Source organism: Pseudomonas sp. 1L-B-1-E-C1 (genome assembly GCF_057291835.1).
The window spans coordinates 125,530-144,445 of the sequence record NZ_JBXAWN010000012.1 but is presented as its reverse complement, the minus strand read 5'-3'; the positions used below and the strand labels follow the sequence as shown (position 1 = coordinate 144,445).

Sequence of the window (18,916 nt, the reverse complement as noted above, 5' to 3'; positions counted from 1 at the left end):
AACCACCGGGTTTATGAGCACAATCCGCGAGCGTAACAAAGAACTGATCCTGCGCGCCGCCAGCGAAGAGTTTGCCGACAAGGGCTTTGCGGCGACCAAAACCAGCGACATCGCCGCCAAGGCGGGATTGCCCAAGCCCAACGTCTACTACTACTTCAAATCCAAGGAAAACCTCTACCGCGAGGTGCTGGAAAGCATCATCGAGCCGATTCTGCAGGCGTCGACCCCGTTCAACCCGGACGGCGTGCCGAGCGAAGTGCTGAGCGGCTACATCCGCTCGAAAATCCGCATCTCCCGCGACCTGCCCTACGCCTCCAAAGTGTTCGCCAGCGAAATCATGCACGGCGCCCCGCACCTGAGCGCCGACCTGGTCGAGCAGCTCAACGCCCAGGCCAAGCACAACATCGCCTGCATCCAGAGCTGGATCGACCGCGGCCAGATCGCCCCGATCGACCCCAACCACCTGATGTTCAGCATCTGGGCCGCCACCCAGACCTACGCCGACTTCGACTGGCAGATTTCTGCGGTGACCGGGAAGGACAAGCTCGACGAAGCCGATTATGAAGCGGCGGCGCAGACGATTATCCGGTTGGTTTTGAAGGGGTGTGAGCCGGACTGAAAAACTACTGCGACACAATCGCGAGAAGGCTCACTCCTATAGTGGATATTTGGTGCTCTCAAATCACCTGTGGGAGCGAGCTTGCTCGCGAATGGAGCGACTCGGTCTGCCTATCAGCCCAGATCGCATGCCACAGCGGATAGTCGCTAATCCTTTGCACTAAACCTGCCCGCAACGGGTTAGCCACAACGTATCGAGCCATTTTTACCAAATCATCTTCCCGCCGCAGTGCGCGATCGTGAAACCCCTGCTGCCACAGGGGACCTTTTCTACCCGCAGCCATGTTCACAGCACGCGCGCTTAAGGACTTTGTCCTTTGCATCAGTTCACTCAAGGAACCCTGCTTCAAATCGATCAACCAGTGAAAGTGGTCGGGCATAACCACCCATGCCAACGAGTCGGCAAACCCCAGCTCCTCGGCGTTTCGAAATTGGTCACCGACTAACCTACCTAATGCAAAATCGCGGAAAACAGGTTCGCGATGAAGTGTGTTGGCGGTCAGTAAATATAAGCGGTTAGTTTCATCGTAACGGCCAATGCGCAGGCGATGCGAGGCTGATAGTTTTGGCATTCCTTTGCCCCTTTCATGAGAAGACTTGAAAGATTAGATCCGAAGCGCAGACAGGAAGCGGACAGACTGTTGGCTAAATGTGTCTATTAAATCGCCTTCGCGAGCAAGCTCGCTCCCACAGGGGCTTTCGGACACTCGAACATTTTGTATGTCTAACCCAAGTTCACTGTAGGAGTGAGCCTGCTCGCGATGGCGATAGCTCTAGCAACGCAAATTCAAGCAACCACCCCGCCATCCGCCCTCAAATCCAGCGCCTCTACCGCTCTGATCGCCACCTGCTCATCGACATCTGACAAATCCCCACTAATCCCGATAGCCCCCAACACAACCCCCGCCTGATTTCGAATCAACACCCCACCCGGTGCCGGCACGACGCTGCCCTGCACCATGCTGTTCAACGAAGAAAAAAAGGCCGGGCGTTGTTGGGCGTCCTGGGCGAGCAGGCGTGAGCCTTTGCCCAGAGCGATGGCGCCCCAGGCTTTGCCGATGGCGATGTCGGGGCGCAGCAGGCTGGCGCCGTCTTCGCGTTGCAGGGCGATCAGGTGGCCGCCGGTGTCGAGCACCGCGATGGTCAGCGGCGCGGCGTTGATGCCGCGCCCTGCACTGATGGCTTCGCTGACCAGGTTGACTGCGACTTTCAAGGTTAAAGCGCTCATGGTGCCGTCCTCATTTTGTTATAGGGAAAGTCGGGGGACTGCACGTTTGTGCCGCAGTCCGATGGCACAAATAGAACACAATGAGTTATTTTTTTGTATACAATAATTATCGAAAAGCGCCACATGCGACGAAAAGCCACAGTAAGAAGGGCTTCCGACGAATGAAACAGGCGCTTGAGAAAATGGATTGACCTGCGCCGTCCGCCGTGAATACACTCTGCGCAAAGCCACTTGTATACAATTACAAAACGTAAAGAGGCACAAAACCATGAGCAAAATGAGAGCAATCGAAGCCGCCGTTCTGGTGATGCGCCGTGAAGGGGTTGATACCGCTTTTGGCATCCCGGGCGCAGCGATCAACCCGCTGTACTCCGCCTTGCAAAAGGTCGGTGGCATCGATCACGTCCTTGCTCGCCACGTTGAAGGCGCCTCGCACATGGCCGAGGGCTACACCCGCACCAAGGCAGGCAACATCGGCGTGTGCATCGGTACTTCCGGCCCTGCCGGTACCGACATGGTCACCGGGCTCTACAGCGCTTCGGCCGACTCGATTCCAATCCTCTGCATCACCGGGCAAGCACCCCGCGCGCGGATGCACAAGGAAGACTTCCAGGCTGTCGACATCACCAGCATCGTCAAACCAGTCACCAAGTGGGCGACCACGGTGCTCGAACCGGGCCAGGTGCCTTACGCGTTCCAGAAAGCTTTCTATGAAATGCGCTCCGGCCGTCCCGGCCCGGTGCTGATCGACCTGCCGTTCGACGTGCAGATGGCCGAAATCGAATTCGACATCGACGCCTACCAGCCGCTGCCACTGGCCAAACCGACCGCAACCCGCGTGCAGGTCGAGAAGGCTTTGGCATTGCTGGATCAGGCCGAGCGTCCACTGTTGGTTGCCGGCGGCGGCATCATCAACGCCGACGCCAGCGATCTGCTGGTCGAGTTCGCCGAGCTGACCGGCATTCCGGTCATCCCGACCCTGATGGGCTGGGGCACCATCCCTGACGATCACCCGCTGATGGTCGGCATGGTCGGTCTGCAGACGTCGCACCGTTACGGCAACGCAACGATGCTGAAATCCGACGTGGTGCTGGGCATCGGCAACCGTTGGGCCAACCGCCACACCGGGTCGGTTGACGTTTACACCGAAGGCCGCAAGTTCATTCACGTCGACATCGAAGGCACGCAGATCGGTCGTGTGTTCACGCCGGACCTGGGCATCGTTTCCGACGCCGCCGCCGCGCTGACCGTGTTCATCGAAGTGGCGCGTGAATGGCAAGCCGCCGGCAAACTGAAAAACCGCAGTGCCTGGCTGCAGGATTGCCAGCAGCGCAAGGCCAGCCTGCACCGCAAGACCCACTTCGACAACGTGCCGGTCAAACCGCAGCGCGTTTACGAGGAAATGAACCAGGTGTTCGGCAAGGACACCTGCTACGTCAGCACCATTGGTCTGTCGCAGATTGCCGGCGCGCAGTTCCTGCACGTCTACAAGCCGCGTCACTGGATCAACTGTGGCCAGGCCGGCCCGTTGGGCTGGACCATTCCGGCAGCGCTGGGCGTGGTCAAGGCCGATCCGAGCCGGAAAGTCGTGGCCCTGTCGGGGGACTATGATTTCCAGTTCATGATCGAAGAACTGGCGGTCGGCGCTCAGTTCAAACTGCCGTACATCCACGTCGTGGTCAACAACTCGTATCTGGGCCTGATCCGTCAGGCCCAGCGCGGGTTCGAAATGGACTACTGCGTGCAGTTGTCCTTCGATAACCTGAATGCGCCGGAACTCAACGGTTACGGGGTTGACCACATCGCAGTCGCCGAGGGCCTCGGCTGCAAGGCGCTGCGTGTGTTCGAACCGTCGGAAATCGCCCCTGCCCTGCGCAAGGCCGAACAGATGATCGAAGAGTTCAAGGTGCCGGTGATCGTAGAGATCATTCTGGAGCGTGTGACCAACATCTCCATGGGTACCGAGATCAACGCGGTCAACGAGTTCGAAGACCTGGCACTGGTCGGCAACGATGCGCCGACGGCGATTTCGTTGCTCGATTGATTGCTTTTAGCCCCCTCTCCCTCTGGGAGAGGGCTGGGGTGAGGGAAAGGTTTTGCGGTGCTCGCACAATCGGGATCAGATTCAGGATCTCCCCTCACCCTAGCCCTCTCCCCAAGGAGAGGGGACTGATCGCGTTCAGTCTGATCTACCGTGCCTCATCAGTTTTTAGGAGACCACCATGCCGCGTTTCGCAGCCAACCTGTCCATGCTGTTCACCGAACAGGATTTCCTTGCCCGTTTCGACGCCGCCGCCAAGGCCGGTTTCAGTGGCGTGGAATACCTGTTTCCGTACGACTTCAGCTCCGCCGAAATCAAGGCAAAACTCGAGGCCAACGGTCTGACCCAAGTGCTGTTCAACCTGCCGGCCGGTGACTGGGCCAAGGGCGAGCGCGGTATCGCCTGCCTGCCGGATCGGGTCGAAGAATTCCGCGCTGGCGTCGATCTGGCCATCGCCTACGCGCAAGTGCTGGGCAACACCCAGGTCAACTGCCTCGCCGGTATCCGCCCGCAAGGCGTTGACGATGCCACGGTGGAAAAGACCTTCGTCGCCAACCTCAAATACGCCGCCGACAAACTGCAAGCGGCGGGCATCAAACTGGTGATGGAAGCGATCAACACCCGCGACATTCCCGGTTTCTACCTGAACAACACGGCGCAAGCCTTGTCGATTCGCCAGCAGGTCGGCAGCGCCAATCTGTTCCTGCAATACGACATCTATCACATGCAAATCATGGAAGGCGATCTGGCCCGCACCCTGCAATCGCACCTGAACGAGATCAACCATGTGCAGCTCGCGGACAACCCCGGGCGCAACGAGCCGGGCACGGGCGAGATCAACTACCGCTTCCTGTTCGAACACCTCGACCGCATCGGTTATCAGGGTTGGGTCGGCTGCGAATACAAGCCGTTGACCACCACCGAAGCGGGCCTGGGCTGGCTGAAGTCGCACAACGCAATCTGACCAACACGTGACCCCTGTAGGAGTTGCCAAAGGCTGCGATCTTTTGATCTTGACCTTCAAAAGCAAAAGCAAAATCAAAAGATCGCAGCCTGCGGCAGCTCCTACGGCTGTTTATAAAAACAAGAGGATTTTCTCATGGCTAAAATCGGATTCATCGGCACCGGCATCATGGGCCACCCAATGGCGGCGAACCTGCAGAAAGCCGGTCACAGCCTGTTCCTGTCGCAACACCACGACGCGGCCCCGGCTGATCTGGTCGCCGCTGGCGCCGTTGCTCTGGCCGACCCGCGCGAAGTGGCGCAGGAAGCCGAATTCATCATCGTCATGGTTCCGGATACCCCGCAGGTCGATGACGTGCTGTTCCGCGCCGACGGCGTTGCGGCTGGCATCGGCAAGGGCAAAGTGGTCATCGACATGAGCTCGATCTCGCCGACCGCCACCAAAGCCTTCGCCACCAAGATCAACGAAAAAGGCGCGCAGTACCTCGACGCCCCGGTGTCCGGTGGCGAAGTCGGCGCCAAAGCCGCGACCCTGAGCATCATGGTCGGTGGCGACGCCGATGCCTTCGAACGCGCCCTGCCGCTGTTCCAGGCCATGGGCAAGAACATCACTCTGGTCGGCGGCAATGGCGATGGCCAGACCGCCAAAGTGGCGAACCAGATCATCGTCGCGCTGAACATCCAGGCCGTTGCCGAAGCCCTGCTGTTCGCCTCGAAGAACGGTGCCGATCCGGCCAAGGTACGTGAAGCCCTGATGGGTGGTTTCGCTTCCTCGAAGATTCTCGAAGTGCACGGCGAGCGCATGATCAAGGGCACCTTCGATCCAGGCTTCCGCATCAGCCTGCACCAGAAGGATCTGAACCTGGCCCTGCAAGGCGCCAAGGAGCTGAACATCAACCTGCCGAACACCGCCAACGCCCAGCAAGTGTTCAGCACCTGCGCGGCCATCGGAGGCAGCAACTGGGACCACTCGGCGCTGATCAAGGGCCTGGAACACATGGCCAATTTCTCGATTCGCGACAAAAAATAAGCCCAGAACCACCGCTTAAAACCTGTGGGAGCGAGCTTGCTCGCGAAGAGGGAGTAGCAGTCGACATAGATATTGACTGATCCACCGCTTTCGCGAGCAAGCTCGCTCCCACAGGGGGCTGTACTGCCCTTTCGAATAACAAGAATTCCGGGAGCCCGCCATGTCGGTCGATCCGCAACAACTGCTGCGCGAGCTGTTTGCCACAGCCATCGACGCGGCGCATCCGAACCAAGTCCTCGAAGCCCATTTGCCTGCCGATCGCACGGGTCGGGTTATTGTCATCGGTGCCGGCAAAGCCGCTGCCGCCATGGCGCAAGTGGTCGAGCGTTGCTGGGAGGGTGAAGTCACCGGCCTGGTGGTGACCCGCTACGGTCACGGCGCCCCGTGCGAAAAAATCGAAGTGGTCGAAGCCGCGCATCCGGTGCCGGACGCCGCCGGTCTGGCCGTGGCCAAACGCGTGCTGGAACTGGTCAGCAACCTGACTGAAGACGACCGCGTGATTTTCCTGCTCTCCGGCGGTGGCTCTGCCCTGCTTGCCTTGCCGGCCGAAGGCATTACCCTCGCTGACAAGCAGTCGATCAACAAAGCCCTGCTGAAATCCGGTGCGACCATCGGCGAGATGAACTGCGTGCGCAAGCACCTCTCGGCGATCAAGGGCGGCCGTCTCGGCAAGGCCTGTTGGCCGGCGACGGTTTATACCTATGCGATTTCCGATGTACCGGGCGACCTCGCCACCGTTATCGCCTCCGGCCCGACCGTGGCCGACCCAAGCACCTCCGCCGAAGCATTGGCGATCATCAAGCGCTACGGCATCGACATCCCCGCCTCTGTGCGCACTTGGCTGCAGAGCCCGGAATCGGAAACGGTCAAACCTGGCGACCCGAGTCTGGCGCGCAGCCATTTCCAATTGATTGCCCGGCCGCAGCAATCATTGGATGCGGCGGCGGTGAAGTGCCGTCAGGCCGGTTTCAGCACGCTGATCCTTGGCGACCTCGAAGGCGAGTCCCGCGAAGTGGCGAAAGTCCACGCTGGCATCGCCCGGCAGATCATCCACCACGGCCAGCCACTGGCGGCGCCGTGCGTGATCCTTTCCGGCGGCGAAACCACGGTGACCGTGCGCGGCAATGGCCGTGGCGGGCGTAACGCCGAATTCCTCCTCAGCCTGACCGACAGCCTCAAGGGCCAGCCCGGCGTCTATGCGTTGGCCGGCGACACCGATGGCATCGACGGCTCGGAAGACAACGCCGGCGCGATCATGACCCCGGACAGCTACGCCCGCGCAGCCGCCCTCGGTCTGAGCGCCAGCGACGAGCTGGATAACAACAACGGCTACGGCTACTTCCAGGCGCTCGATGCGCTGATCGTCACCGAGCCGACTCGCACTAACGTCAACGACTTCCGCGCCATTCTGATCCTTGAGAACTGCAAATCATGACGCCTGATAAAAAGGTCAAAATCCTCGCCACCCTCGGCCCCGCGGTCGATGGTATCGACGACATCCGCGAGCTGGTCGAGGCCGGGGTCAACATCTTCCGCCTGAACTTCAGCCACGGCGATCACGCCGACCACGCCAAGCGTTATCAGTGGATCCGCGAAGTCGAGCGCCAGCTCAATTATCCGCTGGGCATTCTCATGGATCTGCAGGGGCCGAAACTGCGCGTCGGCAAGTTCGCCGACGGCAAGGTGCAGTTGCATCGCGGTCAGGCGTTCCGTCTCGATCTCGATGCGACACCGGGCGATGAACGCCGGGTGAATCTGCCGCATCCGGAGATCATTGCCGCGCTGGAAGCCGGCATGGATCTGCTGCTCGACGACGGCAAACTGCGCCTGCGCGTGGTCACCAAGTACGCCGATGCAATCGACACCACGGTGCTCAACGGTGGCGAATTGTCTGACCGCAAAGGTGTGAACGTGCCGCAAGCGGTGCTCGACCTCAGCCCGCTGACCGCCAAGGATCGCCGCGACCTGAGCTTCGGTCTGGAACTGGGCGTGGACTGGGTTGCGCTGTCGTTCGTCCAGCGTCCGCAGGACATCATCGAGGCCCGTGCATTGATCGGCGACAAGGCGTTTCTGATGGCAAAAATCGAGAAGCCTTCGGCGGTCGAGCAATTGCGTGAAATCGCTGAGCTGAGCGACGCGATCATGGTCGCGCGCGGGGATCTTGGCGTGGAAGTGCCGGCGGAAAGCGTGCCGCAGATTCAGAAAAACATCATCACCACCTGCCGCGCGCTGGGCAAACCGGTGGTGGTGGCGACGCAGATGCTTGAGTCGATGCGCTTCTCACCGGCGCCGACTCGGGCCGAGGTGACGGATGTCGCTAACGCCGTGGCCGAAGGCGCCGATGCGGTGATGCTCTCGGCGGAAACTGCATCCGGCGAATATCCGCTGGAAGCCGTGCAGATGATGAGCAAGATCATCCGTCAGGTTGAGAACGGCCCGGATTATCAGACCCAGCTCGACGTCAGCCGACCGAAAGCCGAGGCGACCGTTTCCGATGCGATCAGCTGCGCGATCCGCCGGATCAGCAACGTGCTGCCGGTGGCGGTGCTGGTCAATTACAGCGAGTCGGGCGCTTCGACGCTGCGTGCATCGCGGGAGCGGCCGAAAGCACCGATCCTCAACCTGACGCCAAATCTGCAGACGGCGCGGCGCTTGAGCGTGGCCTGGGGCATTCATTCGGTGGTCAATGATCGCCTGCGTCAGGTCGACGAAGTCTGCTCGACCGCGCTGGAAATCGCTCAGGCGCAAGGCATGGCCGAGCGTGGCGACACGCTGCTGATCACCGCCGGCGTGCCGTTTGGGCAGCCTGGGTCGACCAATTCGCTGCGCATCGAAACCTTGATCTAACACCTGTACCGGCCTCTTCGCGAGCAAGCTCGCTCCCACACTGGTTTTGTGTCGATCACAGATCCAGTGTGGGAGCGAGCTTGCTCGCGAAGCAGGCGCCTCGGTTTTCCCTGACTTTCAGAACTGCCATGCCTGCCAATCACTTCAACACCCACTGCCCCGACTGGGCCGAGGCTTTGCTCAACGGTTTCAGTCAGATTTTCTTCCAGCGCCATCCGCTGTGCGGCCTGCTGTGTCTGTTGGCAATTCTGCTGACGGCGCCGGTGCTGTTTGCCGGGGCGCTGCTCGGTGGCGTTGCCGGTCTGCTCACTGCGCAACGGCGCAACTACGCCAAGGCCGATCGCCAGGCCGGGCTGTTCAGCTACAACGGCGTTTTGCTCGGTCTGCTGCTCAGCCTGTATTTCCCCTGGTCGCCGCTACTGCCGCCGCTGATTCTCGCGGCTGGCGGTTTGAGCGCGATGCTCACTCAGCAATGGCTCAAGCATGTGTACCGCAGCCGTTCCATACCCGCCTATACCTCGCCGTTCGTAGCGATCAGTTGGGTGCTGCTGATATTCGCCGAACCGTCTGCCCCGGCGGCGTCGATCAACCTGAACACGATGAATGTGCTGGCCGCTGAACTGCGCGGCTTTGGCCAGGTGATGTTCCTCGACCATCCTTTGGCCGGGGCGTTGATCGCCAGCGGTTTGCTGCTCGCCGATCGCCGGGCGTTCTGCTGGGCGCTGCTGGCTTCGGTGATCGGCCTCGGCTCCAGTCTGCTGCACCACGACACGTCCGCCGCACTGCTCGGGCTCGGCGGCTACAACGCCGTGCTCGCCGCCCTCGCCTTCAGCGCGCAACGGCAACATCCGTGGCTGCCGCTGCTCGGGATTGTCCTGGCGCTGCTGGTGACGCCGCTGTTTGCTGCTGCGGGACAGGCGACGCTGACCGCGCCGTTCATCCTCGCCTGCTGGCTGATTCGTGCCGGCATTCAAATGCTCGGCAAGGCAGCGCTTGCGCATGAGTCTTGCGCTCACGAGGAGAATCACCCTAGGCTGCGCTGATCTTCGATTCAGGCGTTATCCATGGACAGCAGCAACAATTGGCGCGAACGGCTTTTCGTCATGATTTTCCAGAGCGACACCCCGGCCGGGCGTCGCTTCGACGGCATCCTGCTGTTGATCATCCTCGCCAGCCTGGTGATCGTGATGCTCGACAGTATCGACAGCGTCCACCGCAATTATGCCGACGTTCTGGCCTATATAGAGTGGGGTTTCACGGCGATCTTCCTCGGCGAGTACATCCTGCGTCTGTACTGCTCGCCGAAGCCGCTGCGCTATGCCTTCAGTTTTTATGGATTGGTCGACCTGCTGGCGATCGTGCCCGGCATTCTCGCGCTGTATTACAGCGATGCGCAGTATCTGCTGATCATTCGGATTATCCGGATGCTGCGAATTTTCCGCGTGCTCAAGCTCAGCCCATACCTCAAGCAAGCCAACTATCTGATGTCGGCGCTGCGCGGCAGCAAGCAGAAAATCGTCGTGTTTCTGGTCAGCGTGTGCACGCTGGTGACGGTGTTCGGCACGCTGATGTATGTGATTGAAGGCCCGGAGCATGGCTTCACCAGCATTCCCAAAGGCATCTATTGGGCGATCGTCACCTTGACCACCGTCGGTTTCGGCGACATCGTGCCGAAGACGCCGCTGGGCCAAGTGATCTCCTCGCTGGTGATGATCACCGGTTACTCGATCATCGCCGTACCCACGGGTATTTTCACCGCTGAGCTGGCCAATGCCATGCGCGGCGAGCAGCTGCAACATGACTGCCCGGGCTGTCAGAAAAAGACCCACGAGCAGAGCGCAGCGTTCTGTTCGCGATGCGGCAGTCAGCTGTTCAAGAAAGTGGAATAAGCACAGAGCTTTTTAATCTTTAAACGCTTATGCGTGGCCCGTTATAGTCGCTGGCAATTAAACATCACCCCCGGTAGGAGCTGCCGAAGGCTGCGAGCTTTTGACTTTGTTTTCAAGATCAAAAGCTCGCAGCCTTCGGCAGCTCCTACATCGACAATCAACAAGGAATGCGCAGTGAAAAAACTCTTTGGCGCCTCACTTTTCGCCGCCGGCCTGACCTTGGCCAACATCGCCCAGGCAGCACCGACGCTGCTTAACGTTTCCTACGACGTGATGCGCGATTTCTACAAGGACTACAACACTGCGTTCCAGAAACACTGGCAAGCCGAGCACAAGGAAAACATCACCGTACAGATGTCCTTCGGCGGCTCGAGCAAGCAGGCGCGCTCGGTGATCGATGGCCTGCCGGCTGACGTCATCACCATGAACATGGCCACCGACATCAACGCCCTCGCCGACAACGGCAAACTGGTGCCGGACAATTGGGTCACGCGCCTGCCGAACAACAGCGCGCCGTTCACCTCGGCCACGGTGTTCATTGTTCGCAAGGGCAACCCGAAAGCGCTGAAAGACTGGCCGGACCTGCTCAAGGACGGCGTACAGGTGATCGTGCCCAATCCGAAAACCTCGGGTAATGGCCGCTACACCTACCTCTCGGCCTGGGGTTATGTGCTGAAAAACGGTGGTGACGAGAACAAGGCCAAGGATTTCGTCGGCAAGCTGTTCAAGCAGGCACCAGTACTGGATACCGGTGGCCGCGCCGCCACCACCACGTTCATGACCAACCAGATCGGCGACGTACTGGTGACCTTCGAAAACGAAGCGGAAATGATCGCCCGCGAGTTCGGTCGCGATCAGTTCGAAGTGATCTACCCAAGCGTCTCCGCCGAAGCCGAGCCACCGGTGTCCGTGGTCGACAAAGTCGTCGACAAGAAAGGCTCGCGCGCTGCGGCGGATGAGTATCTGAAGTACTTGTGGTCGCCGCAAGGTCAGGAAATTGCTGCGGCCAACTACCTGCGCCCGCGTGACCCGGCGGTGCTGGCGAAGTACACCGACCGTTTCCCGAAAGTCGATTTCCTTTCGGTGGAGAAGACTTTTGGTGACTGGCGCACCGTGCAGAAGACTCACTTCAATGATGGTGGGGTGTTTGATCAGATTTATAGCGGGCAGTAAGGCTTGATCTGAAAAATCAAAAGGCGACCCACCAAGGTCGCCTTTTTGTTGAGCCAGAAGCCCCTCACCCCAGCCCTCTCCCAGAGGGAGAGGGGGCCGACCGAGGTGACTTACGTCAGACATCGACCTGAAGGACCGAGTGGAATATGGATCGAGAAGATAATTTTTGGATTCGACCGTTGCGGATTCAGCGAATAACCATCAGGTCGGCGTACCTCCCAAGCATCCCCCAATCAGTCCCCTCTCCCCCCGGGAGAGGGCTAGGGTGAGGGGCTTTTGTTGAATGAACAAACACATCCAGCCTTCCCCCGTAACCATCCAGAATTCATTACACAACGTAATAACAGTTATCATCCGAAAACGTCTTCTGCCCGTCCCCGTTGTCCATTAGCCTCTCCGCTTTCCTGTGCCCGACCCGAGATCCTCTATGACCACCACACCTCACGCAATGACCCGAGGCATGGTCTTGCTGTTCGCGTTCTGCTGCGGCGCCATCGTTGCCAACATTTACTATGCACAACCGATCATCGGCCTGATTGCGCCGGACATCGGCCTGTCCGACACCATGGCCAGTTTCATCGTCTCGCTGACCCAGATCGGTTACGCGTTGGGCCTGTTCTTTCTGGTGCCGCTGGGGGATCTTCTGGAAAACCGGCGGCTGATGATCATCACTACGCTGGTGGCGATCGCCAGTCTGCTCGGCGCGGCGTTTACCGAGCAGCCCAACGTGTTTCTGCTGATCTCGCTGCTGGTCGGCTTCAGCTCGGTGTCGGTGCAGATCCTGATTCCGCTGGCTGCGCATCTGGCGCCGGAAGAATCCCGTGGCCGCGTGGTCGGCGGAATCATGGGCGGTCTGCTGCTGGGTATTCTGCTGGCGCGACCGGTGTCGAGCGTGGTCGCCGACCACCTCGGCTGGCGTGCCATGTTCATGATCGCCGCAGCGTTGATGGCGGCAATCAGCGTGGTGCTCGCACTGACCGTGCCCAAGCGCCAGCCCGATCACAGCGCCACCTATGGCCAGTTGATCGGCTCGCTGTGGACGCTGCTGCGCCAGCAACCGGTGCTGCGTCAGCGGGCGTTTTATCAGGGCTGCATGTTTGCCACGTTCAGCCTGTTCTGGACCGCCGTGCCGCTGGAACTGGCGCGCAACCATGGCCTGTCGCAAAGCGAAATCGCGATTTTCGCCCTGGTCGGCGCCATCGGTGCCATCGCCGCGCCAATCAGCGGTCGCCTCGCCGATGCCGGTCACACACGCATCGCCTCGCTGCTGGCCATGCTATTCGCCAGCCTGAGCTTCCTGCCCGCCTTCATTCACCCGGCCTACAGCGTCATTGGCCTGGCCGTGACCGGCGTGGTACTCGACTTCTGCGTGCAGATGAACATGGTCCTCGGCCAACGCGCGGTGTACTCGCTGGACGCGAAAAGTCGCGGCCGTTTGAACGCGCTGTACATGACCAGCATCTTCATCGGCGGCGCCTTCGGCTCGTCGGTGGCCAGCGCGGTGTACGAGCATGGCGGCTGGCTGTGGATCGTGATTGTGGGGAGTGTGTTTCCGTTGTTGGCGTTGCTACGGTTTTTGAGTGTTACGCAGCGTGGTTCATTGGCAGCGGCGTAAGGCTTCAAAAGCTTCGCGAGCAGGCTCGCTCCCACAGGTTATTCATTGAGCCTGGGGGAGCGATGAAGCTTAATAACGAACCAGTTTCTCCATCGCCGCATCCGCCAGAAAGGAGGAGCGGCTTTTGACGTTGTGTTCGCGCACATAACGATCGATGCGCTGAATCACATAACCGGGCAGCGTTACGTTGACCTTCTCGGTCTTGCCGAGATAGGGCGAAATGTCCAGCTCGAGCATGCCCCATCCCATGTCGGCAAAGTCCGGATTATTGCGATGAGCGGATGCCGAAGTCGGCATAGGAATCGACTCCCCGTCCGCCGCAATCTCCTGCAGCATGATGTGGGCGACTTCAACCGCCGCCTTGTAGGCATCTTCAAAGCTATCCCCTGCTGTAACGGCGCCGGGAATATCGGGGATCTGAATACCGATGGCTGTGTTCTCGTCTCCCCACTCGATACAGATTGGATATTGCATTACGGATCTCCTTCGTAACTGGCTCGCGGGTTGTACAACCCGGCACGCCGCCTGATGCTCTTGACCGTCCCCAACGGCAAATCCTTTTTCGGATGTGGGACGGGAATCGTGTACGGGTTGTATCGGTGCTTGAAGATGTGATGACTGCCGGTGACCCGATCCAGCGTCCAGCCTGCCTCCTCCAACTCCTTGATCAATAGCCTGCTCTGCACCAACCGCCTCCTTGCCTTGGTCTCACAAAAATAACTCTAGAGTTATATTTACTCAAGCAGGGAAATTGGCAGAACGACGTCTGGTTGTTTTACAGGGTGTGATTGAAACCGCTAAACCCTGAGCGCTGTGCAGCGCTTCCATGAGCAATTTCTGTGAGAACCCAACAGGCACACAGCAAAACGGCGATCCGAAGATCGCCGTTTGCATTCACTGCCCGAACTGCTTGCCCAACCCCGGCGGTACGCCGTGGATGTTGGTGTCTTCCCACGGGCCGTTGGGGCTGACCGAGCGGCTCCAGCCGTTGTTCCAACGGTAGTAGGTGCGCTGGCGGTAGAAGGTGTTGGTCTGGTCGTCGAGGACGTAGACGCCGAGTTTCTGGTCCCAGTGGCTGTTGCCGCCCGGTGGTGGGGCGAAGCTGGCCGACGTGCGTGGCACCGGTTTCGACGGTTTTGCCGGAATGGTTTTGCCCGGGGTCGGCGAGGTCGACGGGGTCGGGCTCGGTTGCGACGGCGGAATCGGCGGCAGGCTGGTGGTCGGTTCCGGGCGTTGTACCGCACATGCACTCAAGCCCAGGGCCAGTGTGAGGACTGTGATACGGGCGATGGTGTGCATGGCGGTGCTTTCCTGTTGGGTCCGGTTACTGGTCCGGGCTGTCGATGGTCAGTTTTTGTGGCGCGGTGGTGCTGCTGGCCAGGGGGCCGCTGCGACCGATCCACTCACCGGCCGTCGGTTGACCGGCCCGTGAGATGCGCGCAACCAGTTGGACTTCAGGGAAGTTGGACAGTTTCAACTGCGGCATCATTGCGTCGGCGTCGCCCAGTTCGACGGTCACTGGCAGGTCGGCGACGGTCAGACGTTTGGCCGCCAGCGGCGCCGGTGGGCCTGAGGTGGCGCGGGCGAAGATGAACACGCTGTCGCCCGGCTGCACCTTGCTCTTGAGTTCGCTGGCCAGATCAACGCTGACTTTCAGCAACGCAGCTTTCGGCGCCGGTACTTGGGCAACTTTGCCACCGCTGGCCTTCAGGCGTTCGGCGGCACGCTCGATTCCGCCTTGCAGCGCAGCGCGCGAGTTGTCTTCCGGAGGCAGTTGCGCGAGCAGGCGATTCCAGTAGTCGATTGCTTCTTGATACCGCTCGCCTTCGAACGCGGCGATGCCGAGCAGGCCGAGGCTGGTGACTTCTTTCGGATCGGCCTTCAGCGCTTCGTCAGTCAGTTTCTGAATCTTCTCCGACCACTTTTTACCGTCGGCAAAATACTGCGCCTGCGCCCACTGGCCGAGCAGTTCCGGCTGGCGACCGGCGAGGTTGGCGGCGCGCTCGAACATCTTCGCCGCGTCCGCCGGGCGATCCTGAGCCATGTAGGTACGGCCGAGGAAATACAGACCTTCGGCGGAATCCGGTTGAGCTGCAACTGCACGCTCCAGACGCTGGGTCATCTCTTCCATCGACTGCGGCGCCTGGGCGAATTCGCGGGTCAGTTCGACCTTGTCGGCGGCGCCGAAATGCAGGTACAGACCGAGGCCCAACACCGGCACCAACACTGCAGCCAACAACGGCAACGGCTTGCCCAGCCGCGAGACACGCGGTGCGGTGACGCCTTCGGTATCAGCGAGCAGTTCCCGTGCGGCTTCCGCGCGGCCGCTGTGCAGTTGCGCGGCGTCGAGCACGCCTTCGGCCTGCTGCGCTTGCAGCTCGGCAACCCGCTCCTGATACAGCGCGACGTTCAACGCGGTGCGATCTTCTTCACGCTGGGCGCGGCGTTCGCGCAGCACCGGGATCAGCAGAAAACTCAGGGCGACCAGAAGCAACAGCCCTGCGGCAAGCCAGAAATCAATCATTCTTGGTTTTTATCCAACAGTTGGTCGAGGCGCTGACGTTCTTCGGCAGACAGCGATGACGGGGTTTCGGCACGTTGCCCGCGGCGCCTGCGCACGATCAGTGCGATCACCACGAAACCACCGAGCAGCAGCCCGGCCGGGCCGAACCACAGCAGCGCGGTCTTCGCATTCAGCGCCGGTTTGTAGCGGACGAAATCACCGTAGCGATCGACCATGAAGTCGATGATCTGCTGATTGTCCTTGCCCTCGCCGAGCATGCGGAAAATCTCTTTACGCAGGTCGGCGGCGATCGGCGCGTTGGAGTCGGCGATGTCCTGGTTCTGGCATTTGGGGCAGCGCAGTTCCTTGGTCAGTTCGCGGAAACGCTCGCGGTCGCCCTCGTTGGCAAACTCGTAGGTGTCGATGGCCGCGTGGGCGACACCGGCCAGGCTCAAGCCCAACACCAGTGCTGCAAGAAAACGCTTCATGGCTGGGCCTCATCGACCAGCGCCTGATATTTGGCCGCGAGTTTCTCGCGCCAGACCTGCTCATCGATCACCCCGACGAACTTGTCGCGGATGATGCCCTTGGCGTCGATGAAGAACGTTTCCGGCGCGCCGTAGACCCCGAGGTTGAGGCCCAGCGAGCCTTCGTCATCACGAATATCCAGCGCGTACGGATTGTGGAACTCGGCCAGCCATTTCAAGGCATCGGCATTGGTGTCCTTGTAGTTGATGCCGTAGATCACCACGCCGCGCTCGGCGAGTTTGTTCAGCACCGGATGCTCGACCCGGCAGGAAATGCACCAGGTGCCCCAGACGTTGACCAGTGCCGGTTTGCCAAGAATGTCGGCCTTGGTCAGCGTCTTGTCACCCTGCACGCTGGGCAGGGAAAACTCCGGGAACGGCTTGTTGATCATCGCCGACGGCAGCTCCGCCGGATCCAGGTACAAACCGCGATAAAGAAACACCGCCACCAGCAGGAAAATCGCCAGCGGCAACAACATCAACCAACGCCTCATGCCGCCGCTCCCGTCATGCCCAGCGCTTCGCGCACTTTGCTTTTCACCTTGACCCGATAACGCCGATCCAGTGCGGCCAACAATCCACCGAAACCGGTGAGCAAGCCGCCGAACCAGATCCAGCGCACGAACGGTTTGACGTGTACGCGCACGGCCCAGGCGCCGTTATCCAGCGGCTCGCCGAGGGCGACGTAGAGATCGCGGGTGAAACCGGCATCGATGCCGGCTTCGGTCATCACCGAGTTCTGCACGGTGTACAGACGTTTTTCCGGGTGCAGCACGCTGATCTCCTGGCCGTCGCGAATGACGCGGATGGTGCCTTTGTCCGAGGTGAAATTCGGCCCCTCGAAGTGTTTGGCGCCTTCGAAGACGAACTGATAGCCGGCCAGGTTCATCGACTCGCCCGGCGCCAGACGCAGGTCGCGTTCGGCACTGTTCTGGCTCGACAACACCACCCCCAGCGCGCACACGGCGATGCCCAGGTGGGCGATCTGCATGCCCCAATAGCTGCGGGTCAGCGTCGGCAGGCCCTTGATCAAACCCTTGTGGCGAGTCTTGTCGAACAGATCGCGCACGCCGGCGAGCAGCACCCAAGCAGCGAGCAGGAATGTCGCAATCACCGCCCAGTTGAAGTCGCCATAAGCCACGCCGGCCACCACGGCCAGTGCGACGCTGCCGAGCAGCACCGGGGTGAGCATGCTCGCCAGCCATTTCACCGGGGTGTCCTTCCAGCGCACGATCACACCGACCGCCATGACCAGCATCAGCAACGCCATCAACGGTATGAACAACGCATTGAAGTACGGCGGGCCGACCGACAGCTTGGCGCCGCTGATGGCATCGAGAATCAGCGGATACAAGGTGCCAAGCAGGATCATCGACGCCGCGACCACCAGCACCAGGTTGTTGCCCAGCAGCAAAGTCTCGCGCGACCACAGGTTGAAGCCGACCTGGCTTTTCACTACCGGCGCGCGCAGTGCGAACAGCGTCAGCGAGCCGCCGACCACGAACAGCAGGAAAATCAGGATGAACACGCCGCGCTCCGGATCCGAGGCGAACGCGTGCACCGAGGTCAGCACGCCCGAACGCACCAGGAAAGTGCCGAGCAGGCTCAGGGAGAACGCAGCGATCGCCAGCAACACCGTCCAGCTCTTGAACACACCGCGTTTTTCGGTGACCGCCAGCGAGTGAATCAACGCGGTGCCGACCAGCCATGGCATGAACGAGGCGTTTTCCACCGGATCCCAGAACCACCAGCCGCCCCAGCCGAGTTCGTAATACGCCCACCACGAACCAAGGGTGATACCGATACCGAGGAACGCCCAGGCGACGATGGTCCATGGCCGCGACCAGCGCGCCCATGCCGCATCGAGGCGACCGCCCATCAACGCTGCGATGGCGAAGGCGAACGCCACCGAAAAGCCGACGTAGCCCATGTACAACATCGGCGGATGAACGATCAGGCCGATGTCTTGCAAAAGTGGATTGAGGTCAGCGCCATTGCTCGGCATCTGCGGCAGGATGCGTTTGAACGGGTTGGACGTGAGGATCAGGAACAGCAGGAAACCGGTGCTGATCATGCCCATCACCGCCAGGACGCGGGCGAGCATGACTTGCGGCAACTGCCGTGAGAACACCGACACGGCGAAGGTCCAGCCACCGAGAATCAGCGCCCACAGCAGCAGCGAACCTTCGTGGGCGCCCCACACCGCGCTGAACTTGTAGTACCACGGCAAGGCGGTATTGGAGTTGTTTGCGACATAGGCGACGGAGAAATCGTCGACCATGAAGGCATAGGTCAGAATGCCGAACGCAAACAGCAAAAACGCAAACTGCCCCCATGCTGCGGGCTGGGCCAGACTCATCCAGAAACGATCACCGCGCCAGGCGCCAACCAGCGGCACCACGGCCTGCACCAGCGCAAAACACAGGGCGAGGATCATCGCCAGATGGCCCAGCTCAGGAATAAACAGTGCGGCTGCCATCGA

At 60.5% G+C, this 18,916-nt stretch carries 19 protein-coding genes; 10 read left to right on the top strand and 9 right to left on the bottom strand.

What is annotated here, in order from left to right; genetic code table 11:
- The first annotated feature begins 13 nt into the window (after window positions 1–13).
- On the top strand, window positions 14–619 hold the full coding sequence (locus AC0Z4S_RS21130) for a TetR/AcrR family transcriptional regulator (RefSeq protein WP_042607576.1): 606 nt from the start codon (window positions 14–16) through the stop codon (window positions 617–619).
- Between the two features lie 58 nt (window positions 620–677).
- Here the strand turns inward: AC0Z4S_RS21130 and AC0Z4S_RS21125 are convergent, their stop codons facing one another.
- A complete protein-coding gene (locus AC0Z4S_RS21125; protein WP_485624458.1) occupies window positions 678–1,190 on the bottom strand; it encodes an REP-associated tyrosine transposase in 513 nt (170 codons plus the stop codon).
- Between the two features lie 215 nt (window positions 1,191–1,405).
- The gene (locus AC0Z4S_RS21120; RefSeq protein ID WP_485624457.1) at window positions 1,406–1,846 is read right to left on the bottom strand and encodes a GlcG/HbpS family heme-binding protein; all 441 of its coding nucleotides are present in this window, start codon (window positions 1,844–1,846) and stop codon (window positions 1,406–1,408) included.
- Between the two features lie 268 nt (window positions 1,847–2,114).
- Here AC0Z4S_RS21120 and gcl point away from each other — a divergent pair, with 268 nt between their 5' ends.
- The 9 genes from gcl to AC0Z4S_RS21075 all read left to right on the top strand — a co-directional run bounded on the left by gcl (window position 2,115) and on the right by AC0Z4S_RS21075 (window position 13,404).
- Window positions 2,115–3,890 carry a glyoxylate carboligase gene (gene gcl, locus AC0Z4S_RS21115; RefSeq protein WP_041479607.1) on the top strand — a complete coding sequence of 592 codons (1,776 nt, stop codon included), beginning with the start codon at window positions 2,115–2,117 and terminating at the stop codon, window positions 3,888–3,890.
- A 178-nt stretch (window positions 3,891–4,068) separates the two neighbouring features.
- A complete protein-coding gene (gene hyi, locus AC0Z4S_RS21110) occupies window positions 4,069–4,851 on the top strand; it encodes a hydroxypyruvate isomerase (protein WP_485624456.1) in 783 nt (260 codons plus the stop codon).
- 135 nt (window positions 4,852–4,986) lie between these two features.
- Entirely contained in the window at window positions 4,987–5,880 is an 894-nt protein-coding gene (locus AC0Z4S_RS21105) for a 2-hydroxy-3-oxopropionate reductase (RefSeq protein WP_485624455.1), read from the top strand.
- Between the two features lie 160 nt (window positions 5,881–6,040).
- Window positions 6,041–7,315 (top strand): glycerate kinase type-2 family protein, encoded by a 1,275-nt coding sequence (locus tag AC0Z4S_RS21100; protein ID WP_056783868.1) that lies wholly within the window; start codon window positions 6,041–6,043, stop codon window positions 7,313–7,315.
- Window positions 7,312–8,727: a pyruvate kinase gene (pyk, locus tag AC0Z4S_RS21095; protein ID WP_485624454.1), complete on the top strand. Its 1,416-nt coding sequence runs from the start codon at window positions 7,312–7,314 to the stop codon at window positions 8,725–8,727. The genes AC0Z4S_RS21100 and pyk overlap by 4 nt, the downstream gene beginning before the upstream one ends.
- 128 nt (window positions 8,728–8,855) lie before the next feature.
- Window positions 8,856–9,770 carry an urea transporter gene (locus AC0Z4S_RS21090; RefSeq protein ID WP_485624453.1) on the top strand — a complete coding sequence of 305 codons (915 nt, stop codon included), beginning with the start codon at window positions 8,856–8,858 and terminating at the stop codon, window positions 9,768–9,770.
- A 21-nt stretch (window positions 9,771–9,791) separates the two neighbouring features.
- A complete protein-coding gene (locus AC0Z4S_RS21085) occupies window positions 9,792–10,616 on the top strand; it encodes an ion transporter (RefSeq protein WP_485624452.1) in 825 nt (274 codons plus the stop codon).
- A gap of 174 nt (window positions 10,617–10,790) precedes the next feature.
- Window positions 10,791–11,789 (top strand): sulfate ABC transporter substrate-binding protein, encoded by a 999-nt coding sequence (locus tag AC0Z4S_RS21080; RefSeq protein ID WP_485624451.1) that lies wholly within the window; start codon window positions 10,791–10,793, stop codon window positions 11,787–11,789.
- Window positions 11,790–12,216: 427 nt separating this feature from the next.
- Window positions 12,217–13,404 carry an MFS transporter gene (locus AC0Z4S_RS21075; protein ID WP_485624450.1) on the top strand — a complete coding sequence of 396 codons (1,188 nt, stop codon included), beginning with the start codon at window positions 12,217–12,219 and terminating at the stop codon, window positions 13,402–13,404.
- A 69-nt stretch (window positions 13,405–13,473) separates the two neighbouring features.
- Here the strand turns inward: AC0Z4S_RS21075 and AC0Z4S_RS21070 are convergent, their stop codons facing one another.
- The 7 genes from AC0Z4S_RS21070 to AC0Z4S_RS21040 all read right to left on the bottom strand — a co-directional run bounded on the left by AC0Z4S_RS21070 (window position 13,474) and on the right by AC0Z4S_RS21040 (window position 18,913).
- Window positions 13,474–13,878 carry a type II toxin-antitoxin system HicB family antitoxin gene (locus AC0Z4S_RS21070; protein ID WP_471879960.1) on the bottom strand — a complete coding sequence of 135 codons (405 nt, stop codon included), beginning with the start codon at window positions 13,876–13,878 and terminating at the stop codon, window positions 13,474–13,476.
- A complete protein-coding gene (locus AC0Z4S_RS21065; protein WP_471879959.1) occupies window positions 13,878–14,090 on the bottom strand; it encodes a type II toxin-antitoxin system HicA family toxin in 213 nt (70 codons plus the stop codon). The genes AC0Z4S_RS21070 and AC0Z4S_RS21065 overlap by 1 nt, the downstream gene beginning before the upstream one ends.
- 208 nt (window positions 14,091–14,298) lie before the next feature.
- Window positions 14,299–14,703, bottom strand: coding sequence for a hypothetical protein (locus AC0Z4S_RS21060; RefSeq protein ID WP_485624449.1), 405 nt, complete (start codon window positions 14,701–14,703; stop codon window positions 14,299–14,301).
- Window positions 14,704–14,728: 25 nt separating this feature from the next.
- The gene (gene ccmI, locus AC0Z4S_RS21055) at window positions 14,729–15,928 is read right to left on the bottom strand and encodes a c-type cytochrome biogenesis protein CcmI (RefSeq protein ID WP_485624448.1); all 1,200 of its coding nucleotides are present in this window, start codon (window positions 15,926–15,928) and stop codon (window positions 14,729–14,731) included.
- Window positions 15,925–16,395: a cytochrome c-type biogenesis protein gene (locus AC0Z4S_RS21050; RefSeq protein WP_471879956.1), complete on the bottom strand. Its 471-nt coding sequence runs from the start codon at window positions 16,393–16,395 to the stop codon at window positions 15,925–15,927. The genes ccmI and AC0Z4S_RS21050 overlap by 4 nt, the downstream gene beginning before the upstream one ends.
- On the bottom strand, window positions 16,392–16,928 hold the full coding sequence (locus tag AC0Z4S_RS21045; protein WP_186620275.1) for a DsbE family thiol:disulfide interchange protein: 537 nt from the start codon (window positions 16,926–16,928) through the stop codon (window positions 16,392–16,394). Before AC0Z4S_RS21045 ends, AC0Z4S_RS21050 begins: the two co-directional genes overlap by 4 nt.
- Entirely contained in the window at window positions 16,925–18,913 is a 1,989-nt protein-coding gene (locus tag AC0Z4S_RS21040; protein WP_485624447.1) for a heme lyase CcmF/NrfE family subunit, read from the bottom strand. The genes AC0Z4S_RS21045 and AC0Z4S_RS21040 overlap by 4 nt, the downstream gene beginning before the upstream one ends.
- Window positions 18,914–18,916 lie beyond the last annotated feature (3 nt).

Excerpts from the sequence above, each read along its gene's own strand:
- AC0Z4S_RS21070 (WP_471879960.1), bottom strand. The coding sequence starts at position 13,878 with ATGCAATATCCAATCTGTATCGAGTGGGGAGACGAGAACACAGCCATC.
- AC0Z4S_RS21130 (WP_042607576.1), top strand. The coding sequence starts at position 14 with ATGAGCACAATCCGCGAGCGTAACAAAGAACTGATCCTGCGCGCCGCC.
- AC0Z4S_RS21075 (WP_485624450.1), top strand. The coding sequence starts at position 12,217 with ATGACCACCACACCTCACGCAATGACCCGAGGCATGGTCTTGCTGTTC.
- AC0Z4S_RS21090 (WP_485624453.1), top strand. The coding sequence starts at position 8,856 with ATGCCTGCCAATCACTTCAACACCCACTGCCCCGACTGGGCCGAGGCT.
- hyi (WP_485624456.1), top strand. The coding sequence starts at position 4,069 with ATGCCGCGTTTCGCAGCCAACCTGTCCATGCTGTTCACCGAACAGGAT.
- AC0Z4S_RS21100 (WP_056783868.1), top strand. The coding sequence starts at position 6,041 with ATGTCGGTCGATCCGCAACAACTGCTGCGCGAGCTGTTTGCCACAGCC.
- AC0Z4S_RS21085 (WP_485624452.1), top strand. The coding sequence starts at position 9,792 with ATGGACAGCAGCAACAATTGGCGCGAACGGCTTTTCGTCATGATTTTC.
- AC0Z4S_RS21045 (WP_186620275.1), bottom strand. The coding sequence starts at position 16,928 with ATGAGGCGTTGGTTGATGTTGTTGCCGCTGGCGATTTTCCTGCTGGTG.
- AC0Z4S_RS21125 (WP_485624458.1), bottom strand. The coding sequence starts at position 1,190 with ATGCCAAAACTATCAGCCTCGCATCGCCTGCGCATTGGCCGTTACGAT.
- AC0Z4S_RS21050 (WP_471879956.1), bottom strand. The coding sequence starts at position 16,395 with ATGAAGCGTTTTCTTGCAGCACTGGTGTTGGGCTTGAGCCTGGCCGGT.
- AC0Z4S_RS21040 (WP_485624447.1), bottom strand. The coding sequence starts at position 18,913 with ATGGCAGCCGCACTGTTTATTCCTGAGCTGGGCCATCTGGCGATGATC.
- ccmI (WP_485624448.1), bottom strand. The coding sequence starts at position 15,928 with ATGATTGATTTCTGGCTTGCCGCAGGGCTGTTGCTTCTGGTCGCCCTG.
- AC0Z4S_RS21120 (WP_485624457.1), bottom strand. The coding sequence starts at position 1,846 with ATGAGCGCTTTAACCTTGAAAGTCGCAGTCAACCTGGTCAGCGAAGCC.
- AC0Z4S_RS21060 (WP_485624449.1), bottom strand. The coding sequence starts at position 14,703 with ATGCACACCATCGCCCGTATCACAGTCCTCACACTGGCCCTGGGCTTG.
- pyk (WP_485624454.1), top strand. The coding sequence starts at position 7,312 with ATGACGCCTGATAAAAAGGTCAAAATCCTCGCCACCCTCGGCCCCGCG.
- gcl (WP_041479607.1), top strand. The coding sequence starts at position 2,115 with ATGAGCAAAATGAGAGCAATCGAAGCCGCCGTTCTGGTGATGCGCCGT.
- AC0Z4S_RS21105 (WP_485624455.1), top strand. The coding sequence starts at position 4,987 with ATGGCTAAAATCGGATTCATCGGCACCGGCATCATGGGCCACCCAATG.